Source organism: Paraburkholderia sp. SSBN10T, assembly GCF_056619545.1.
Genome location: NZ_JBWQQI010000032.1, coordinates 23,517 through 39,134, shown reverse-complemented (window position 1 = coordinate 39,134; position 15,618 = coordinate 23,517). Strand labels below are relative to the sequence as shown.

12 protein-coding genes are annotated in these 15,618 nt (G+C 64.1%); 6 read left to right on the top strand and 6 right to left on the bottom strand.

Features of this window, described 5'->3' with window-relative positions; genetic code table 11:
* Window positions 1-2: 2 nt before the first annotated feature.
* From AC1ECK_RS33360 to AC1ECK_RS33350, 3 genes are all read right to left on the bottom strand, one after another.
* Window positions 3-2,387, bottom strand: coding sequence for a phosphoketolase family protein (locus AC1ECK_RS33360; RefSeq protein ID WP_480327001.1), 2,385 nt, complete (start codon window positions 2,385-2,387; stop codon window positions 3-5).
* Between the two features lie 141 nt (window positions 2,388-2,528).
* Window positions 2,529-3,449, bottom strand: a complete 921-nt coding sequence (locus AC1ECK_RS33355) for a 2-deoxy-5-keto-D-gluconate 6-phosphate aldolase domain-containing protein (RefSeq protein WP_480326999.1) — start codon at window positions 3,447-3,449, stop codon at window positions 2,529-2,531.
* A 177-nt stretch (window positions 3,450-3,626) separates the two neighbouring features.
* Window positions 3,627-4,298, bottom strand: coding sequence for an HAD family hydrolase (locus AC1ECK_RS33350; RefSeq protein ID WP_480326997.1), 672 nt, complete (start codon window positions 4,296-4,298; stop codon window positions 3,627-3,629).
* A 761-nt stretch (window positions 4,299-5,059) separates the two neighbouring features.
* Here AC1ECK_RS33350 and AC1ECK_RS33345 point away from each other — a divergent pair.
* The 3 genes from AC1ECK_RS33345 to AC1ECK_RS33335 all read left to right on the top strand — a co-directional run bounded on the left by AC1ECK_RS33345 (window position 5,060) and on the right by AC1ECK_RS33335 (window position 7,693).
* Window positions 5,060-6,457 (top strand): MFS transporter, encoded by a 1,398-nt coding sequence (locus AC1ECK_RS33345; protein WP_480326995.1) that lies wholly within the window; start codon window positions 5,060-5,062, stop codon window positions 6,455-6,457.
* A gap of 512 nt (window positions 6,458-6,969) precedes the next feature.
* Window positions 6,970-7,401: a carboxypeptidase regulatory-like domain-containing protein gene (locus AC1ECK_RS33340; protein ID WP_480326993.1), complete on the top strand. Its 432-nt coding sequence runs from the start codon at window positions 6,970-6,972 to the stop codon at window positions 7,399-7,401.
* A gap of 85 nt (window positions 7,402-7,486) precedes the next feature.
* Entirely contained in the window at window positions 7,487-7,693 is a 207-nt protein-coding gene (locus AC1ECK_RS33335) for a hypothetical protein (RefSeq protein ID WP_480326991.1), read from the top strand.
* Between the two features lie 48 nt (window positions 7,694-7,741).
* On the opposite strand, the gene AC1ECK_RS33330 is transcribed toward AC1ECK_RS33335, so the two are convergent.
* The gene (locus AC1ECK_RS33330; protein WP_480326989.1) at window positions 7,742-9,376 is read right to left on the bottom strand and encodes an NADP-dependent glyceraldehyde-3-phosphate dehydrogenase; all 1,635 of its coding nucleotides are present in this window, start codon (window positions 9,374-9,376) and stop codon (window positions 7,742-7,744) included.
* A gap of 249 nt (window positions 9,377-9,625) precedes the next feature.
* Window positions 9,626-10,492: an MOSC domain-containing protein gene (locus AC1ECK_RS33325; RefSeq protein ID WP_480326987.1), complete on the bottom strand. Its 867-nt coding sequence runs from the start codon at window positions 10,490-10,492 to the stop codon at window positions 9,626-9,628.
* Between the two features lie 525 nt (window positions 10,493-11,017).
* Between AC1ECK_RS33325 and AC1ECK_RS33320 the strand changes: the two genes are divergently transcribed.
* The 3 genes from AC1ECK_RS33320 (at window position 11,018) to AC1ECK_RS33310 (ending at window position 14,592) form a co-directional block, all read left to right on the top strand.
* Window positions 11,018-11,422 carry a heme-binding protein gene (locus AC1ECK_RS33320; RefSeq protein WP_480326985.1) on the top strand — a complete coding sequence of 135 codons (405 nt, stop codon included), beginning with the start codon at window positions 11,018-11,020 and terminating at the stop codon, window positions 11,420-11,422.
* A 185-nt stretch (window positions 11,423-11,607) separates the two neighbouring features.
* Window positions 11,608-13,779, top strand: a complete 2,172-nt coding sequence (locus AC1ECK_RS33315) for a malate synthase G (protein ID WP_480326983.1) — start codon at window positions 11,608-11,610, stop codon at window positions 13,777-13,779.
* Window positions 13,780-13,926: 147 nt separating this feature from the next.
* Window positions 13,927-14,592 (top strand): phosphoribosyltransferase, encoded by a 666-nt coding sequence (locus AC1ECK_RS33310; protein WP_480326982.1) that lies wholly within the window; start codon window positions 13,927-13,929, stop codon window positions 14,590-14,592.
* Here the strand turns inward: AC1ECK_RS33310 and galU are convergent.
* A complete protein-coding gene (galU, locus tag AC1ECK_RS33305; RefSeq protein WP_090683643.1) occupies window positions 14,573-15,466 on the bottom strand; it encodes a UTP--glucose-1-phosphate uridylyltransferase GalU in 894 nt (297 codons plus the stop codon). The genes AC1ECK_RS33310 and galU overlap by 20 nt on opposite strands.
* Window positions 15,467-15,618 lie beyond the last annotated feature (152 nt).

The following is a 15,618-nucleotide window of genomic DNA, read 5'->3' as shown; positions in this document are numbered from 1 at the left end:
CCCTAACCCGTCCATGTCCAGTTGCGGATCTCTTCGCGGTCGATCCCTTCGGCATGCGCATACGCAATATGTCCGATGATCTGGCCGCGCAGCCATTCCTTGACGTGATCGCCGACGCCTCGCAGAGCCGGCACGCGATCGATCACGTCGATCGCCAGCGAGAAGCGGTCCACCTGGTTGATGATGGCCAGTTCGAGCGGCGTATTGATGTTGCCCTTCTCGTGATAGCCGTGCACGTGCAGGTTCTCGTGATTGGTGCGGCGGTAGGTGAGCTTGTGCACCAGCGACGAATACGAGTGGAAGTTGAAGATGACCGGTTTGCTGGTGGTGAACAGCGAGTCGAAATCGCGGTCCGGCAAGCCGTGTGGATGCTCGGTATCGGGCATCAGTCTGAACAGGTCGACCACGTTCACGAAGCGGATTTTCAGGGTGGGAAACTGCTCCTTCAGGATCTGTACGGCCGCGAGCGACTCCATGGTGGGGATGTCGCCCGCGCAGGCCATCACCACGTCCGGTTCGGCGCCCTGATCGGTCGACGCCCAGTCCCAGATGCCGATGCCTTTCGTGCAGTGCGTGACGGCGTCTGCCATATCGAGGTACTGCAGATGCGGCTGCTTGTCGGCGACGATCACGTTGACGTAGTCGCGCGAGCGCAGGCAATGGTCGGCCACGCTCAGCAGGCAATTGGCATCGGGCGGCAGATAGATGCGCACCACGTTCGGACTCTTGTTGGTGACGACGTCGAGAAAACCGGGATCCTGATGGGTGAAGCCGTTGTGGTCCTGACGCCAGACCAGCGACGTAATCAGCAGATTGATGGACGGCACCGGCCGCCGCCATCTGAGCTCTAGCTTCGATTTCTCGAGCCACTTGGCATGCTGGTTGAACATCGAATCGATCACGTGCACGAACGCTTCGTAGGTGGCGAAGAGTCCATGGCGGCCGGTCAGGACGTAACCCTCGAACCAGCCTTCGAGCGTGTGTTCGCTGAGCATCTCCATGACCCGGCCGTCGGCCGAAAGCTCGCCGCCATCGGCGTCGCTCGCCAGCGTATTGGCCAGCCAGGTTTTCGCGGAGGCCTCGTAGATCGCGGTCAACCGGTTGCTGGCGGTCTCGTCGGGGCCGAACACGCGGAAGTCGCTCATATTGCGGCGCATGACTTCGCAGAGAAACTTGCCGAGCACGTCGGTGGGTGGAACATAGCTCGCGGCCGGCGCCTTGACCTCGACGCCGTACTCGCGAAAGTCCGGCATCTCGAGCGCCTTGCATAGCAGACCGCCGTTCGCATGCGGATTGGCGCTGATGCGGCGCGCACCAGTGGGCGCGAGTTCGCGCAATTCCCCGACGAGCCGGCCCGTCTCATCGAACAGTTCTTCCGGGCGATAGCGTCGCATCCAGCTTTCGACGAGTTTCAGGCTCGCGTCGTTGGTGGCCGGATCGAGAATCGGCACCTGGTGCGCACGCCACGATCCTTCGACCTGATGCCCATCCACCTCCTTCGGTCCAGTCCAGCCCTTGGGCGAGCGCAGCACGATCATCGGCCAGCGTGGCCGCTCGGCACGGCCGCTCGCGCGCGCCTGCTGCTGGATCGAGCGGATTTCGCCGATGCAGTGCTCAAGCGTGGCGGCCATCTTCTGATGCATGGCCTCGGGCTCGTCGCCCTCGACGAAGTACGGCTTGTGTCCGTAGCCGGTCAGCAAGGCTTCCAGTTCTTCACGTGGAATGCGGGCGAGAATGGTCGGATTGGCGATCTTGTAGCCGTTCAGATGCAGCACCGGCAACACGGCGCCGTCGCGGACCGGATTGAGGAATTTGTTCGAATGCCATGAAGTGGCGAGCGGCCCGGTTTCCGCCTCGCCGTCGCCGACCATCACGGCGACGATCAGGTCCGGGTTGTCGAACGCAGCGCCATAGCCGTGCGACAGGCTGTAGCCGAGCTCACCGCCTTCGTGAATCGAACCTGGCGTTTCCGGGGTGCAATGCGAACCGATGCCGCCGGGAAACGAGAACTGCCGGAAAAAGCGCCGCATGCCGGCTTCGTCTTCGCTGCGATCCGGGTAGATCTCCGAGTAGTAGCCTTCGAGGTAGCTGCTCGCCAGCGTGGCCGGCGCGCCATGGCCGGGACCGGCGACGTAGATGACGTTCAGATCGAGCTTTTTGATGAGACGGTTCAGATGCACCAGCAGAAAGCTCTGCCCGGGATCGGAGCCCCAGTGGCCGAGCAGGCGCCGCTTGATGTGTTCGGGCTTGAGCGGCTCGCGCAGCAACGGATTGTCGCGCAGGTAGATCATCCCGGCTGCGAGGTAGTTGCACGCGCTCCAGTACCGGTCCATCTTGCGCAACGTTTCGGCATCAAGGACAGGGGGATTCGTGTTGATCTCGGCCATCGGGTTGCTCCATGAAGTGGTCCCGCAATTGGCGCTGCGGCGGGTCTCGCCGCAGTCGAACTCGAAGTCGAATGCGCGGCCCGGCGCGCGGCTTGTACCCGGTTAGCACCCAGTTAGCGCGCAACCGGCGTCGGTTGGCCGCTAGGCGCGCGCAGGACGCGCCTTCTCGAATACCGCAACCCACTTTCGGTACTGCCCGGCAATCTGCTGTGCGGCCTCCGCGCGGCTGACCTTGCCGGCTTCATAGGCGGCGACGGCGTCGAAAAAACTGGTCCGGCCGACTGCGAAGCCGATGAAACCGTCTATCTGTGCCGCCGTTTCGAGCCAGTCGATCACCTTCTGCTCATCCGCACCGCGCCCCAGCACAATGCAACTGACGTGCCCCCGGCCGCCGCGCCGTGTGGTCGCGACCACACGCTCGCAATCCTCGCGGCGATCGAGCCCCTCGATTTTCCACACCGCCGGTTCGACGCCGGCATCCTGCAGCGCGATGATGGCGTCGCACATCAACTGCGGACGCAATTGCAGGTCGTAGGCCGCGCCGTCGCCTTTGACGCTTTTCAGTTGCTCGTCGGTAGCAGGCACCAGTAACTCGAACATCAGCAGCCGCCCCTTGTCGAGGCAATAGTCCGACAAACGCTGCAGCCGCTCGGCCTGACGGCGGTTCATCTCCGAGTCGTCAGCCGGGTTGTAGCGGACCAGCACCTTGACGAAGGTCGCATCAACCGCCTCGATATGCGCGGCGAATGCTTCGCCGTATTCGAAGTGGAATTCGTGCGAACCGCTCTGCTCGACCGACGCCGCGGTGACGTAGCCGCGCTCGCGCGCGTCGCGCAAGATCCGTGCCCCGAACGCCTCATCCACCAGCACGCCGGCGCTTTGCTTCGGTATGCCTTGCGCCGCGGCGACGAGAAAGCCTTCGTAGATCAGTTGCTTGCTGTCTTCCACCTTGGCCTGTTGTTCGGCGTCGAGCGGGAACGTGAAGTGGAACATGCTGCTCACGTAGGAATTGCGATGATCGAACGGCAGCAGATAGAGTGGTTGATCGTAACCCGATGGCATGACGAGATCCTCCGTTGCGCGCTCACGCACTGGTTGCGTGGGCGCCAGAAAGCGGCTGAATCGGTCCGCATGACGATGCGGTGCTGCGGATGGCCGCCCCACCCCAATTCATCATAGTGCGCAGCGGTTGTGCCAGCTAGATGACAGTGGCCGCTGCCCCGTGCCAATCCGCCAGGCTCACATGCTGAACGCCGCCAGATCCATGCCGGCGAGCTCGCCGATATGCTCGATCGTCACGTCCGCCGGCGGGTAGGCCGCAATCGCGGCCGGGTCGTGCGCATAGTGCCCCTGGCGCGGAAAGACCGTCGTCAGACGCTCCTGCCAGATCTGCTTCATTGCAGCGAGAATGCGCAGCTTGTCGTCGATCATCACATAGCGCCGCGCCGGGTAGCGCTGCGCCACCTCGTCGAGCATCTGCTCCTTGTGAATGTAGATCAGCACGCGCCCCTCCACCGCGTCCCAGAGTCCAGCCTGTTTGATCTTGCGGGGCTGGAACACCACGTCGCCATCGGAAAGGATCACGGTGGGGCCGAGCGTGCGCAAACGCGTGAGCGCCTCGAGCGCGCCGGGATACAGGCGGGTGGCGAACGGATAGTCGATCAGGAACGACGACATCAGCATCAGCCGCGTGTCGCACTGCCGCTCCGCGCGGTAGCGTTGCAGCGCGCCGAGATAGTCGGCGTAGCCCAGTTCGCTGCGCAGTGTTTCGAAGATTTCCCAGTACCGGTTGCTGCTCGTGCTGCCGAATTGTGCGCTCAGATGGGCACGCAAATCGGTCACCACCTGATCGTTGTCCAATAACGTGTTGTCGCAGTCGAGCAGGAATACGACTTCTTCAGATGCGCTCATACGATGGGTTCCTCCGCAACAAAGGTGGCTTGCAGCCTTCAGCCGCTATCGATCATACTCGCGCTCACCTCACGGCGTCGTTCAGGTGGGCAATGGCGGGCGACCGGCTGCATGGTGAGACGCCGCGCCGGGCACTTGAAGCCTTAACCTATTGATAGGCAATGCGAATAAATCATCGAACGCAAGAAGACAGGCCGACGCAATTCCTGCACACAAGGCGTGCACGACTCGCACTCGACACACACGGGGAAGACGGCAAAAAGATGCGCGCTCCCGGGACCAAGCTAGGCGCGCGCATTGACTTGCTACACGGCGGCATCAAAAGGACCGGGGAATCCATGGTTCGACGCCTCCGCAACTCCAGATTACTCGTCTGCGCCGGATACCGAAAGAGGTAAAGCCAGCAACAGGAGAGCCGCCGCGGCAGCATGGAAGATCGGCGTTCTCGCCTTCGCTGAAGGTTGACAGCGAAGGCGTTCTCACAAAAAATCCGCGGAATCAATGCGCGTCTGATATCAAGCTAACGCTCGAACGAATTCCTGTCAGCAAATTGTAGGCTTGCATTTCGATCATATCGAAGTCGATATCGATAATTCCGGGTCGATACCGTTTCATCTTCGAGCCGTACGATCCAACGTTGGCCCAGGCCTGCCTCCGTATTCGCACGCATTGCGCCCTATCAGCCTGCCGTGCGAAATTGCCACGAGCCAATCACGCGCTCAGCCGTCAACCCAACAAAACTTTTAAAACAAGAGGCGCTCATGTCCACACAGAAGGCGGCGGAAATCGCCGCCCGGTTCGACCGGTTGCCCCCCTCGCGCACCGTCTGGACCATGGTGATCCTGATCTCACTAGGCGGCGTGTTCGAGTTCTACGATCTGTTCTTCACTGGGTACGTCGCGCCCGGCATGGTCGAATCGGGGCTGTTCAAGCCGGAATCGCTCGGTTTCTTCGCCGCGCTCCAGCCGCTCGCGGTAGCCGGTTTCGGCACCTTCGTGTTTGCCACCTTTGCGGGCCTGTGGATCGGCACGGTGGCGTTCGGCTTCGTGGCGGACCGCTTCGGGCGCCGCGTGGTGTTCACGTGGTCGCTGATCTGGTACATGGTCTGCACGATCATCATGGCGTTTCAGACCTCGGGCTTCGCGCTCGATATCTGGCGTCTGATTGCCGGCATCGGCATCGGCGTGGAACTGGTCACCATCGACACCTACATCTCCGAGCTGATCCCCGGCGGCGAGCGCGGCCGCGCCTATGCGGTCAACCAGTTCATTACCTTCTCGGTCGTGCCGGTGGTGGCGTTCCTCGCCTATATTCTGAAGGGCACCCAGCCGCTCGGCCTCGAATACTGGCGGGTGGTGATCCTGATCGGCTCGGTCGGCGCGGTGATCGTCTGGATCCTGCGCCGCAAGATTCCCGAAAGCCCGCGCTGGCTCGCCCGCCACGGACGGATCGAGGAAGCCGAGCGCATCGTCGCCGGGATCGAGCGCCGCGTCGAGGCCGAGAAAGGCGTGGTCCTGCCCGCACCCCAGCCGGTGGCGCCCGAGCAGGCCGGCACCGGTTCATACGGGGAAATTTTCGGGCCGGCCTACCGGACCCGCACGCTGATCCTGTCCATCTTCAACATGGCTCAGGTGATCGGCTTCTATGGTTTCGCCGCCTGGGTGCCGACGCTGCTGATGCATCGCGGCATTCATGTGACGGCAAGCCTCGGCTACGCTTTCGTGATCGCCATCGCCAATCCGTTCGGGCCGCTGCTGGGCGTGTGGTTTGCCGACAAGCTCGAGCGCAAGACGCAGATTTGCGGCGGGCTGATTACGATGGCGGTGGTAATCGCGGTGTTCTCGCAAGCCTCCGAGCCGTGGCTGTTGATCGTCCTCGGCGTGCTCTTCACGCTCGCGGCCAACATCATGTCCTATGCGTACCATGGCTACCAGGCCGAGCTGTTTCCGACGCGCGTTCGCGCCCGCGCGATCGGCTTCGTGTATTCGTGGAGCCGCATTTCCGCCGCGTTTGCGGGGCTGGCCATCGGCATCCTGTTGCATGGCTACGGGGTGCCGGGCGTGGCGGTATTCATCGGCGTTTCAATGCTGGTCGGGATCAGCATGATCCTGCTCGGACCGTCGACGCGCGGCCGCTCGCTGGAATCGATCAGTCACTGACGCTTGCGCTCTCGAGGAAACGCCGGGCCGCCTCAAGTTTCCCGCCCCGAAGGAAGTCCCCCGCCCTGAAAGAAGTCCCCTTGGGGGATTGGGGGATTGGCCTCCCTCGGGGGGCCTGACGCGTAAGCGGCAGATCTGGGGGCGCTCAAAAAAAAGAAAGGCCCGGCGATCTGCCGGGCCTGCAAAGGTCGCCCGCTGCGAGCGGCAAGGGGCAACTGGACGTGGCTGTTGAAGCAATCAGACCTCAATGTATTCACTTCAGCTTAAAGCTAGCTTAAGCGCACATAGCATCTAAGCGCCGCTTCGCTATTTCACCCGCGGCATCGCGTTCAGGTTCCATGTCGCCGGTTTAAGCGATGTTTAAGCCTGACTTCCTACGCTGCACATGTCCCGGCGCGGCACCGCGAGGCGCCACGCGAACAACGCGGCTTGAACCAGCGAGGCGCGCACGGGTTGGGTAAGGCGCCCTCGGCGCCTGCCCTGCTCTCATGAACTGTGCGAAGGAGATCATCATGAACAGAAACGCGATGTGGCGGCTCACGGCAGGCGCGCTGATAACGGCCTGCAGCCTGCAATTTGCCTGGGCCGCTCAGCCCGGCTTGCCGCCGGCCCAGCATGCCGGCCCAATTACGTATCTATCGGGCGGCATCGGCAGCGATCAGTCAGCGGCGATCAAGGATGCGATGCATAATTACCCGCTCGTGCTCGAGTTTGTCGGCACGACGCATGACGGCAATGAATACCTCGCGGACATCCCCGTGCGAATTGCCGACATGCACGGCAACGACGTCCTGAACGCCAGCGCGCACGGCCCCTTTATGCTGCTGTCGCTGCCGGATGGACGCTACACGATTACCGCCACTCACGATGGCAAGACCGAACGGCGCGCGGTGAACATTGCGTCGACGACGCATGCCCATGAGATGTTTGCATGGCCGATGTAGACGGGACCACTACGCGTCCCGGCCGTTGCCCACGGGCTCTCGCAGGCCGGCGCGGCAACGGCGTGAACCAGCGGACGCGCGAGTCATGACCGAACCTGAGAATTCCAGCACCATCGCCGCGGGCGAAACCCAGGCGTCCGCCACCGCCGCAGGCCGCGCGTCGGCGGCGCGGCGCCCCGCGGGATCGATGCGCATGCTGTGGGTCGTATTGCTGACCCTGCCCGTGACGATCGCGTGCCTCGCGATCGCCATCGAGCTGTTCGGACTTCTGCTGCGCCTCTCCGGCCACTGACGGATCTCGCGCCCCTGACGCGCCGCGGCGTGCCCCGAGGCGCCGCCCTCAGAAAATAAAGCCTGTATTAATGAATTTCGACGTGTGGTCCGAGACGATCGCATCGAGCAGCGCCTTGCTGCTGTCGGTCTGTTTGGCCGCAACCATCGAGCGGATCGAAAAGGCCCGCAGCGCATCGGTGACCGACAAGGTGCCCTCCGCCGAATCCTTGCGGCCGGCGAACGGAAACACATCGGGTCCGCGCTGGCACTGGCAATTGATGTTCACGCGGCACACCTGGTTGACGAGCGGGTCGACCAGTTCGCCGATCACGACCGGATCCGAGCCGAAGATGCTGACCTGCTGGCCGTGCTCGGAGGTGATCACATAGTCGAGCGCGGTTTCAAGGTCGTCGAACGGCATCACCGGAATGATCGGACCGAACTGCTCCTCGCGGTACAGCATCATGCCTTCCGTCACCGGATAGACCACCGCCGGGTAGAACAGCGTCTTGCAGAACACCCCGCCGTCCTCGTTGACGACGCGAGCGCCTTTCGCTTTCGCATCGTCGATCGCCTCGGTCATGTAAGCGGTGCGGTGCAAGCCCGGCAGCGGCGTGATCGACACGCCCGGCTCCCACGGCATGCCCACTTTCAGCTTCGCGAGTTCCGCCGAAAAGCGTTCGAGGAACGCATCGACGATCGAGCGGTGCACGATCAGCATCTTCAGTGCGGTACACCGTTGCCCGTTAAACGACAGCGCGCCCAGCAGACATTCCTTGACGGCGAGGTCGAGGTCCGCATCGGCCAGCACGATGGCCGCATTCTTCGCGTCGAGCCCGAGCACGGCGCGCAGCCGATGCGACTTCGGATGCTGCTTCTTCAGATGGTCGGCCACCTTGCTGGAGCCGATCAGCGCCAGCACGTTGATCTTGCCGGAGGCGAGCATATGCGGCACCACCACGGCGCCCGGGGCGTAGATCGTGTTGATCACGCCCTTCGGGAAGGCGTCGCGAAACGCTTCGAGCAGCGGATAGAACAGCAGCGTGCCGTACTGCGGCGGCTTGAACACCACGGTGTTGCCCATCAGCAGCGCCGGGATCAGCGTGGCAAAGGTCTCGTTGAGCGGGTAATTGTACGGCCCCATGCACAGCACGACGCCTAAGGGCGTGCGGCGAATCTGTCCGATGGTGCCCTCGGCGATCACAAAACGCGAATTGCCGTTGTCGAGTTCCTTGAGGGCGTCGATGGTGGCCAGCATGTAGGTGACCGTGCGGTCGAACTCCTTTTGCGAATCCGCCAGGCTCTTGCCGATCTCCCACATGATCAGGTTCACGATCAGACTGCGCTGCGCCACCATGCGCTTGATGAAATCGTGCATGCAGGCAATGCGCTGCGCGACCGTCATGGTCGGCCATTCGCCGCGGCCCGAATCGTAGGCGCGCACGGCCGCATCGAGGGCGGCGTCGCTCTCCACCTCGCCCATCACCGGGTAGCTGCCGATCTCCATCTGCGCGACGCCACCATCGGCCTGCTGCACGCATACCGGCGACAGCACGGTCTTGCAGGCGCCGTCCCAACTGCGCAGCTCGCCGCTTACGAGCGAGACGCGCTGGTGAATCGGCGCGGTGAGGCGCGCCGATTCGGGAATCGCGTCGGCGGCGGGAAACAGGTGCTGGAGGCTTTCAACAGAGATCGTCGACATGGGCTGGCCTTCGGTGGTTAAGCGTCACGGCATGACGGGATACATCGGATGGGGCATCGGGGCCGCAGCTTGAACGCCGCGGCCCTCTCAGTCTAGCCAAACACCAGGACATTTGTCGCGGCGCTGGAACCGGCGGCGCCGTGCTCTTGCCTGACGGCAACCGCTCATAGGCCGCTCATGGACCACTCGTAGGCCGCTCATAGGCCAGTCACGGGCCGGCCCCGAAACCGACACTGACGCGCCGCAGCGCTAGTCGAAAGCGAGTTCGGCGTCGACCTGCTGGCCAGGCGCCAGCGCCGAGCCGAAGCCCGCCACGACGATTGCATTCTGTCCGAAGGTCAACGCGCCGCCGACCCGCGCATCGGCACGGTAGGCGCTCATGGTGTCGAGCGGCTCGTTCGGCCACCCGGGATCGGGCCTGCCGCTCGCCTGGTCGAGCGTGGGAATCGGGCAGCGCGCGCACGGCTTGACGAGCTGAAGCTGCACCGTTTCGGCGCCGGCCCGGATCGTCAGATTCCCGACGTAGTCTTCCTCATAGGCTTCGAGCCCCGCCACCACCAGGTTGGGCCGGAAGCGGTTCATCGGCACCGGCGGCGCGCCCTTGGCGGTGAGGCGCCGGTTCAGGTCGGCAAGCGACGCCTCGCCGGTCACCAGCAGCGGAAAGCCGTCGGCGAACTGAGTAATGGCGGACGTGCGGCCGGTCCAGCTCGGGTCCACCACACGCCGCCCGGCCGGATCGAAGCGGACCAGCCGCGCGGGCTCGCCGAGGAAGGCGGAAAACCAGGCTGCGGTGTGCTCGCCCGTGTCCCAGGCCGCCATCGTGTCGTTCCAGACCGTGGCCATGAGCGGCGCCGGCTGTTCGAGCGCCGTCACGGCGAGCGGCGTGCGCAACTCGGCCATGCCGGGCGCCGCGATCACCAGCTCGTCCTCGCCCAGCGCCACGCGGATCAAGGCAAGCCGCCCGTGGCTGCGTTGCGTCAGCATCTGTCCGCCCGGGTCGGTCACCATCCAGTTGCGGTCGTACTCGAGGCCCGTGGGCGTGAGCCGGGCTTCGTTCAGCGCGATCCCGGCGCAGGATTTGATCGGATACACATAAAGGCTGCTGACGGCTGGCATGGTAGGGATGAGGATATCGTTGTACCCGACGATTGTAATGCGCGGGTCCGCACTGCGCTGCTGGCCAAACGGCTTATTGCACCGCGGCCGCTTTCCCTTCACGATGACCAGCACCGACCTTGAGCCCGGGCTTCGCAATATATTCCCCGGCTGAGGGCCGGGCGTTTGTTTCCGCCGTTTCGTCTGCCGGCGCTTGGACGTAAAATTCCCGGGCGCGGCCTCGCCGCGCAGCCACGGCGGGTACAGCGGCATGCCCGCGGGCTACTGATATCTGCTTGCACGGACCCGGCCACGCCCATAAGGCGCTGCGGGTCGGCGCATTGGCACGCGTTTCTGGCGGAAATCCTCGCTTCTGAATCACTCGACGCACTCGAAGCGCTGCCGGCCCATGCGGCACAGCGCCTCGCGCTTTGCGGTCCATGCACCTCACAGCATGCACGCAAGCACGGCGGGCGGTCGAGGGCGTGCGTCACTGGATAGCGCTTGTAGAAGAATCCTTACCATCACCCAGACAGGAAATTCATTATGCTGACGAAATCCGTATTGACCGTTGCCGAAACGACGCAGATTCTCGACGCCGCGCGCGCCGAGGCCGAGAAGAACAAATGGGCCGTCGCGATCGCGGTGGTCGACGACGGCGGGCATCTGCTCTCCTTGCTGCGTCTGGACGGCTGCGCGCCGATCGGCGCCTACATCGCCACCGAGAAAGCCCGCACCGCCGCGCTCGGCCGCCGCGAATCGAAGGTCTACGAAGACATGATCAACGGCGGGCGCACGGCATTCCTGAGCGCACCACTCGTGGGCACGCTTGAAGGCGGCGTGCCGGTGATCGTCGACGGCCAGGTGATCGGCGCAGTGGGCGTGTCCGGCGTGAAGGCGGACCAGGACGCGCAGGTGGCCAAGGCGGGCGCCACCGTGCTGAACGGCTAAGCCCCGGCCGCGCTGCACGAAGCAGGACCCCACAGCAAGACGCAGCACAACCACAGGATCAGCCGGCACAAGGCAGCACGAAGCATCACCCGCCAGCACAAAGCATCAGGCAGCACCCAGCATCAGCCAGGCAGGAACAGGCCGGTGGCCCCACACCGGCCCAGCCAATTCAGATGGAGCAGTCCATGACTCAAATGACCAAGCGAAGCGGACTGCAGGTAGCCGCGAATCTCGACCAGTTTGTCGAACAGGAAGCCCTGCCGGGCACCGGTGTCGACAGCGCCGCCTTCTGGGCGGGCTTCGATGCGCTGGTGCACAACCTCGCGCCGAAGAACCGCGCGCTGCTGGCCGAGCGCGATCGCCTGCAGGGCGAACTCGATCAGTGGCATCGCACCCATCCGGGTCCGGTGCGCGATCTGCGCGCCTATCGCAGCTTCCTCGAAAGTATCGGCTATATCGTGCCGGTGCCTGCCAGCGTCAGCGCCACGACCGACCACGTGGACCGCGAGATCGCCGAGCAGGCCGGCCCGCAACTCGTCGTGCCGCTGTCGAACCAGCGCTACGCCCTGAATGCCGCCAACGCGCGCTGGGGCAGCCTCTACGACGCGCTGTACGGCACCGATGCGATTCCCGAGACCGACGGCGCCGAGAAACAGGCCGCCTTCAACCCGGTGCGCGGCGCCCGGGTGATCGCCCGCGCCCGCGCCTTGCTCGACCAGGCCGCGCCGCTCGCGCAAGGCTCGCATGTGGACGCCACCGGTTATCGCGTCGAAAACGGCGCGCTCGTGGTCGCCCTGACGAGCGGCAGCACGGCGCTCGGCACACCCGCGCAGTTCATCGGCTATCAAGGCGACGCCGCAGCGCCCAGCGCCGTGCTGCTCAAGCACAACGGCCTGCACTTCGAAATCCAGATCGACGCCGACGACCCAATCGGCAAGACCGATGCGGCGCACGTCAAGGACGTGCTAATGGAAGCGGCGGTGAGCACGATCATCGACTGCGAAGATTCGGTGGCGGCCGTCGATGCCGACGACAAGGTCCAGCTCTACCGCAACTGGCTCGGCCTGATGAACGGTGACCTGGTCGAACAGGTGACCAAGAACGGCAAGACCTTCACGCGCCGCCTGAACGCCGATCGCGAATACACGGGCGCCGATGGGTCGAAGCTCACGCTGCATGGCCGCTCGCTGCTGTTCATCCGTAACGTCGGCCATCTGATGACCAATCCGGCCGTGCTCGATCGCAACGGCAACGAGATCCCCGAAGGCATTCTCGACGCGGTGGTCACCACGCTGTGCGCCCTGCACGACCGTCAGCACAAGCTCAATTCGCGCACCGGCTCGATCTATATCGTCAAGCCGAAAATGCATGGCCCGGCCGAAGTGGCGTTTGCGAGCGAACTGTTCGCACGCGTCGAGGACCTGCTCGGCCTCGCGCGCAACACGATCAAGATGGGCATCATGGACGAGGAGCGCCGCACCAGCGTCAACCTCGCCGCGTGTATCGCCGAAGCCTCGGCGCGAGTGGCGTTCATCAACACGGGCTTTCTCGATCGCACCGGCGACGAGATGCATACTGCGATGGAAGCCGGCCCGATGCTGCGCAAGGGCGAGATGAAATCGACCGCATGGATCGGTGCTTACGAGCGCAGCAACGTGCTGGTGGGTCTCGCTGCCGGCCTGCGTGGCCGCGCGCAGATCGGCAAGGGCATGTGGGCGATGCCGGATCTGATGCATGCGATGCTGGAACAGAAGATCGCGCATCCGAAGGCCGGCGCCAATACCGCGTGGGTGCCCTCGCCGACCGCCGCCACGCTGCACGCGCTGCACTATCACCAGGTGGATGTGCAGGCGGTGCAACAGGAACTCGAGAAGATCGACCTGGCCAGCGTGCGCGACGAGCTGCTGGATGGCCTGCTGACGATTCCGGTGGTCGAATCGGCAACGTGGAATGCCGACGAAATTCGCCAGGAAGTCGAGAACAACGCACAAGGCATCCTGGGCTACGTGGTGCGCTGGGTCGATCAGGGCGTCGGCTGTTCGAAGGTGCCGGACATCAACAACATCGGCCTGATGGAAGACCGCGCGACGCTGCGCATTTCCAGCCAGCATATCGCCAACTGGCTGTATCACGGCGTGGTGACGCGCGAGCTGGTGCAGGAGACGTTCGAGCGGATGGCCAAGGTGGTGGACCAGCAGAATGCCGGCGACCCGCATTACCAGCCGATGGCGCCGGATTTCGATCAGTCGCTCGCCTTCAAGGCAGCTTGCGCGCTGGTGTTCGAAGGACGCGCACAGCCGAGCGGCTACACCGAGCCCTTGCTGCACAAATTCCGGCTCGAGGTGAAGAAGGTTTGACTGCTGCGGCGGTTTGATTCGCCGCTGACGTAAGTAAGCTGGGCTGACGGGCGCCGCGCCGATGCGGCGCCCGTTTTTCATTGGGGCGCGCGCCTCCCGCCGCCTGCGCGTGGCACACTATCAGCGTCATCCGTGAGGTGGCCCATCATGGAACGCATCTTCCTCAACCGCGCGGCGGCCGGCCGCGCGCTCGCCCGGCATCTGCAAGCCTATGCGCGGCGGCACGACGTGATCGTGCTCGCGCTGCCCCGCGGCGGGGTGCCGGTCGGTTTTGAAGTCGCCGGCGCCCTGCAGGCGCCGCTCGACGTGCTGATGGTGCGCAAGCTCGGCGTGCCATGGCAAGCTGAACTGGCCATGGGCGCGATCGCCTCCGGCGGTGCATTGCATGTCGATCGCCAGCTCATGCGCGAAGCGGGCGTCACCGAGGCCCAATTCGAGCATGTACTGGCCGACGCCCAGCGTGAACTGGCACGGCGCGAGGCGTTGTACCGCGAGGACCGGCCGGCGGCCGGCGTGGCCGGCCAGACCGCGATTGTCGTCGACGACGGCATGGCGACCGGCGCCACCCTGCTCGCCGCGCTGCGCGCCTTGCGTGGCCTGGGTCCTGGCGCGCCGGCGAAGCTCGTCGCGGCGCTGCCGGTGGCGCCGGCCGATGCCGAACGCCGCCTCGGCGATGCCGCCGACGAGTTTGTCTGCGCGCTGACGCCGCCGGTCTTCTTCAGCGTCGGTCAGTTCTACCAGGATTTCGGCGAGACTACCGACGCCGACGTGCAAGCGCTGCTCAGCGCCGCTTTTACGCCGCCGCGGCTGTGAGGTGCAGCGGCAAATAGGCCTGCAGATATTCCTCGAACTCGGCCTGCACTTCCGGATGACGCAGCGCGAATTCGACCGTCGCCTTCAGATAGCCGAGCTTGCTGCCGCAATCGAAACGCGTGCCGAAGTAGCGGTATGCCAGTACCTGCTCTTCCGCAAGCAGAGACTGCACCGCGTCGGTCAACTGCAGCTCGCCGCCGGCACCCGGCTTCAGCGCGCGGATATGCTTGAAGATGGTCGGCATCAGCACGTAGCGGCCCACCACGCCAAGATTCGACGGCGCCTTGTCCGGCGCCGGCTTCTCGACGATGCCAGACAGCTTGATCACGTCTTCTTCCCACTCGCGGCCGTCGACCACACCGTACGAACGGCTGTCCTCGCGCGCGATGGTTTCCACGCCGATGACCGAGCTGTGATAGTGGTTGAACACGTCGACCAGTTGCTTCATCACCGGCTGGGTGCTGTGCAGCAGGTCGTCGGCAAGGATCACGGCGAACGGGCTGTCGCCCACCAGCTTCTCCGCGCACAAGACCGCGTGGCCGAGACCCAGCGCCGTTGCCTGGCGGACGTAGAAACAGTCGACATTGGCCGGCTTGATGCCGCGCACCAGTTCCAGCAACTGCTCCTTGCCGCGCGCCTCGAGCTCAGCCTCGATTTCGTACGACTTGTCGAAGTGGTCTTCAATGGCGCGCTTGCTGCGGCCCGTCACGAAGATCATCTCGGTGATGCCGGCCGCAATGGCTTCTTCCACGGCGTACTGGATCAGCGGCTTGTCGACGATGGGCAGCATTTCCTTGGGGCTGGCCTTGGTGGCCGGCAAGAACCGGGTCCCGAGACCTGCCACAGGAAACACGGCTTTGGTGACTTTCAGCATGGTATGCGTTCCCACATCAGTTGATGAATGTATGCGGTTCGCCGGATCGGCGCCGAATGGATTTCATCGAAAGCGTCGTTGAAATCTAATTCACGTTTCGACAAAATTAAAGTTATTCGTATGAAAAAATATTGACTGGACTGGATGAATAA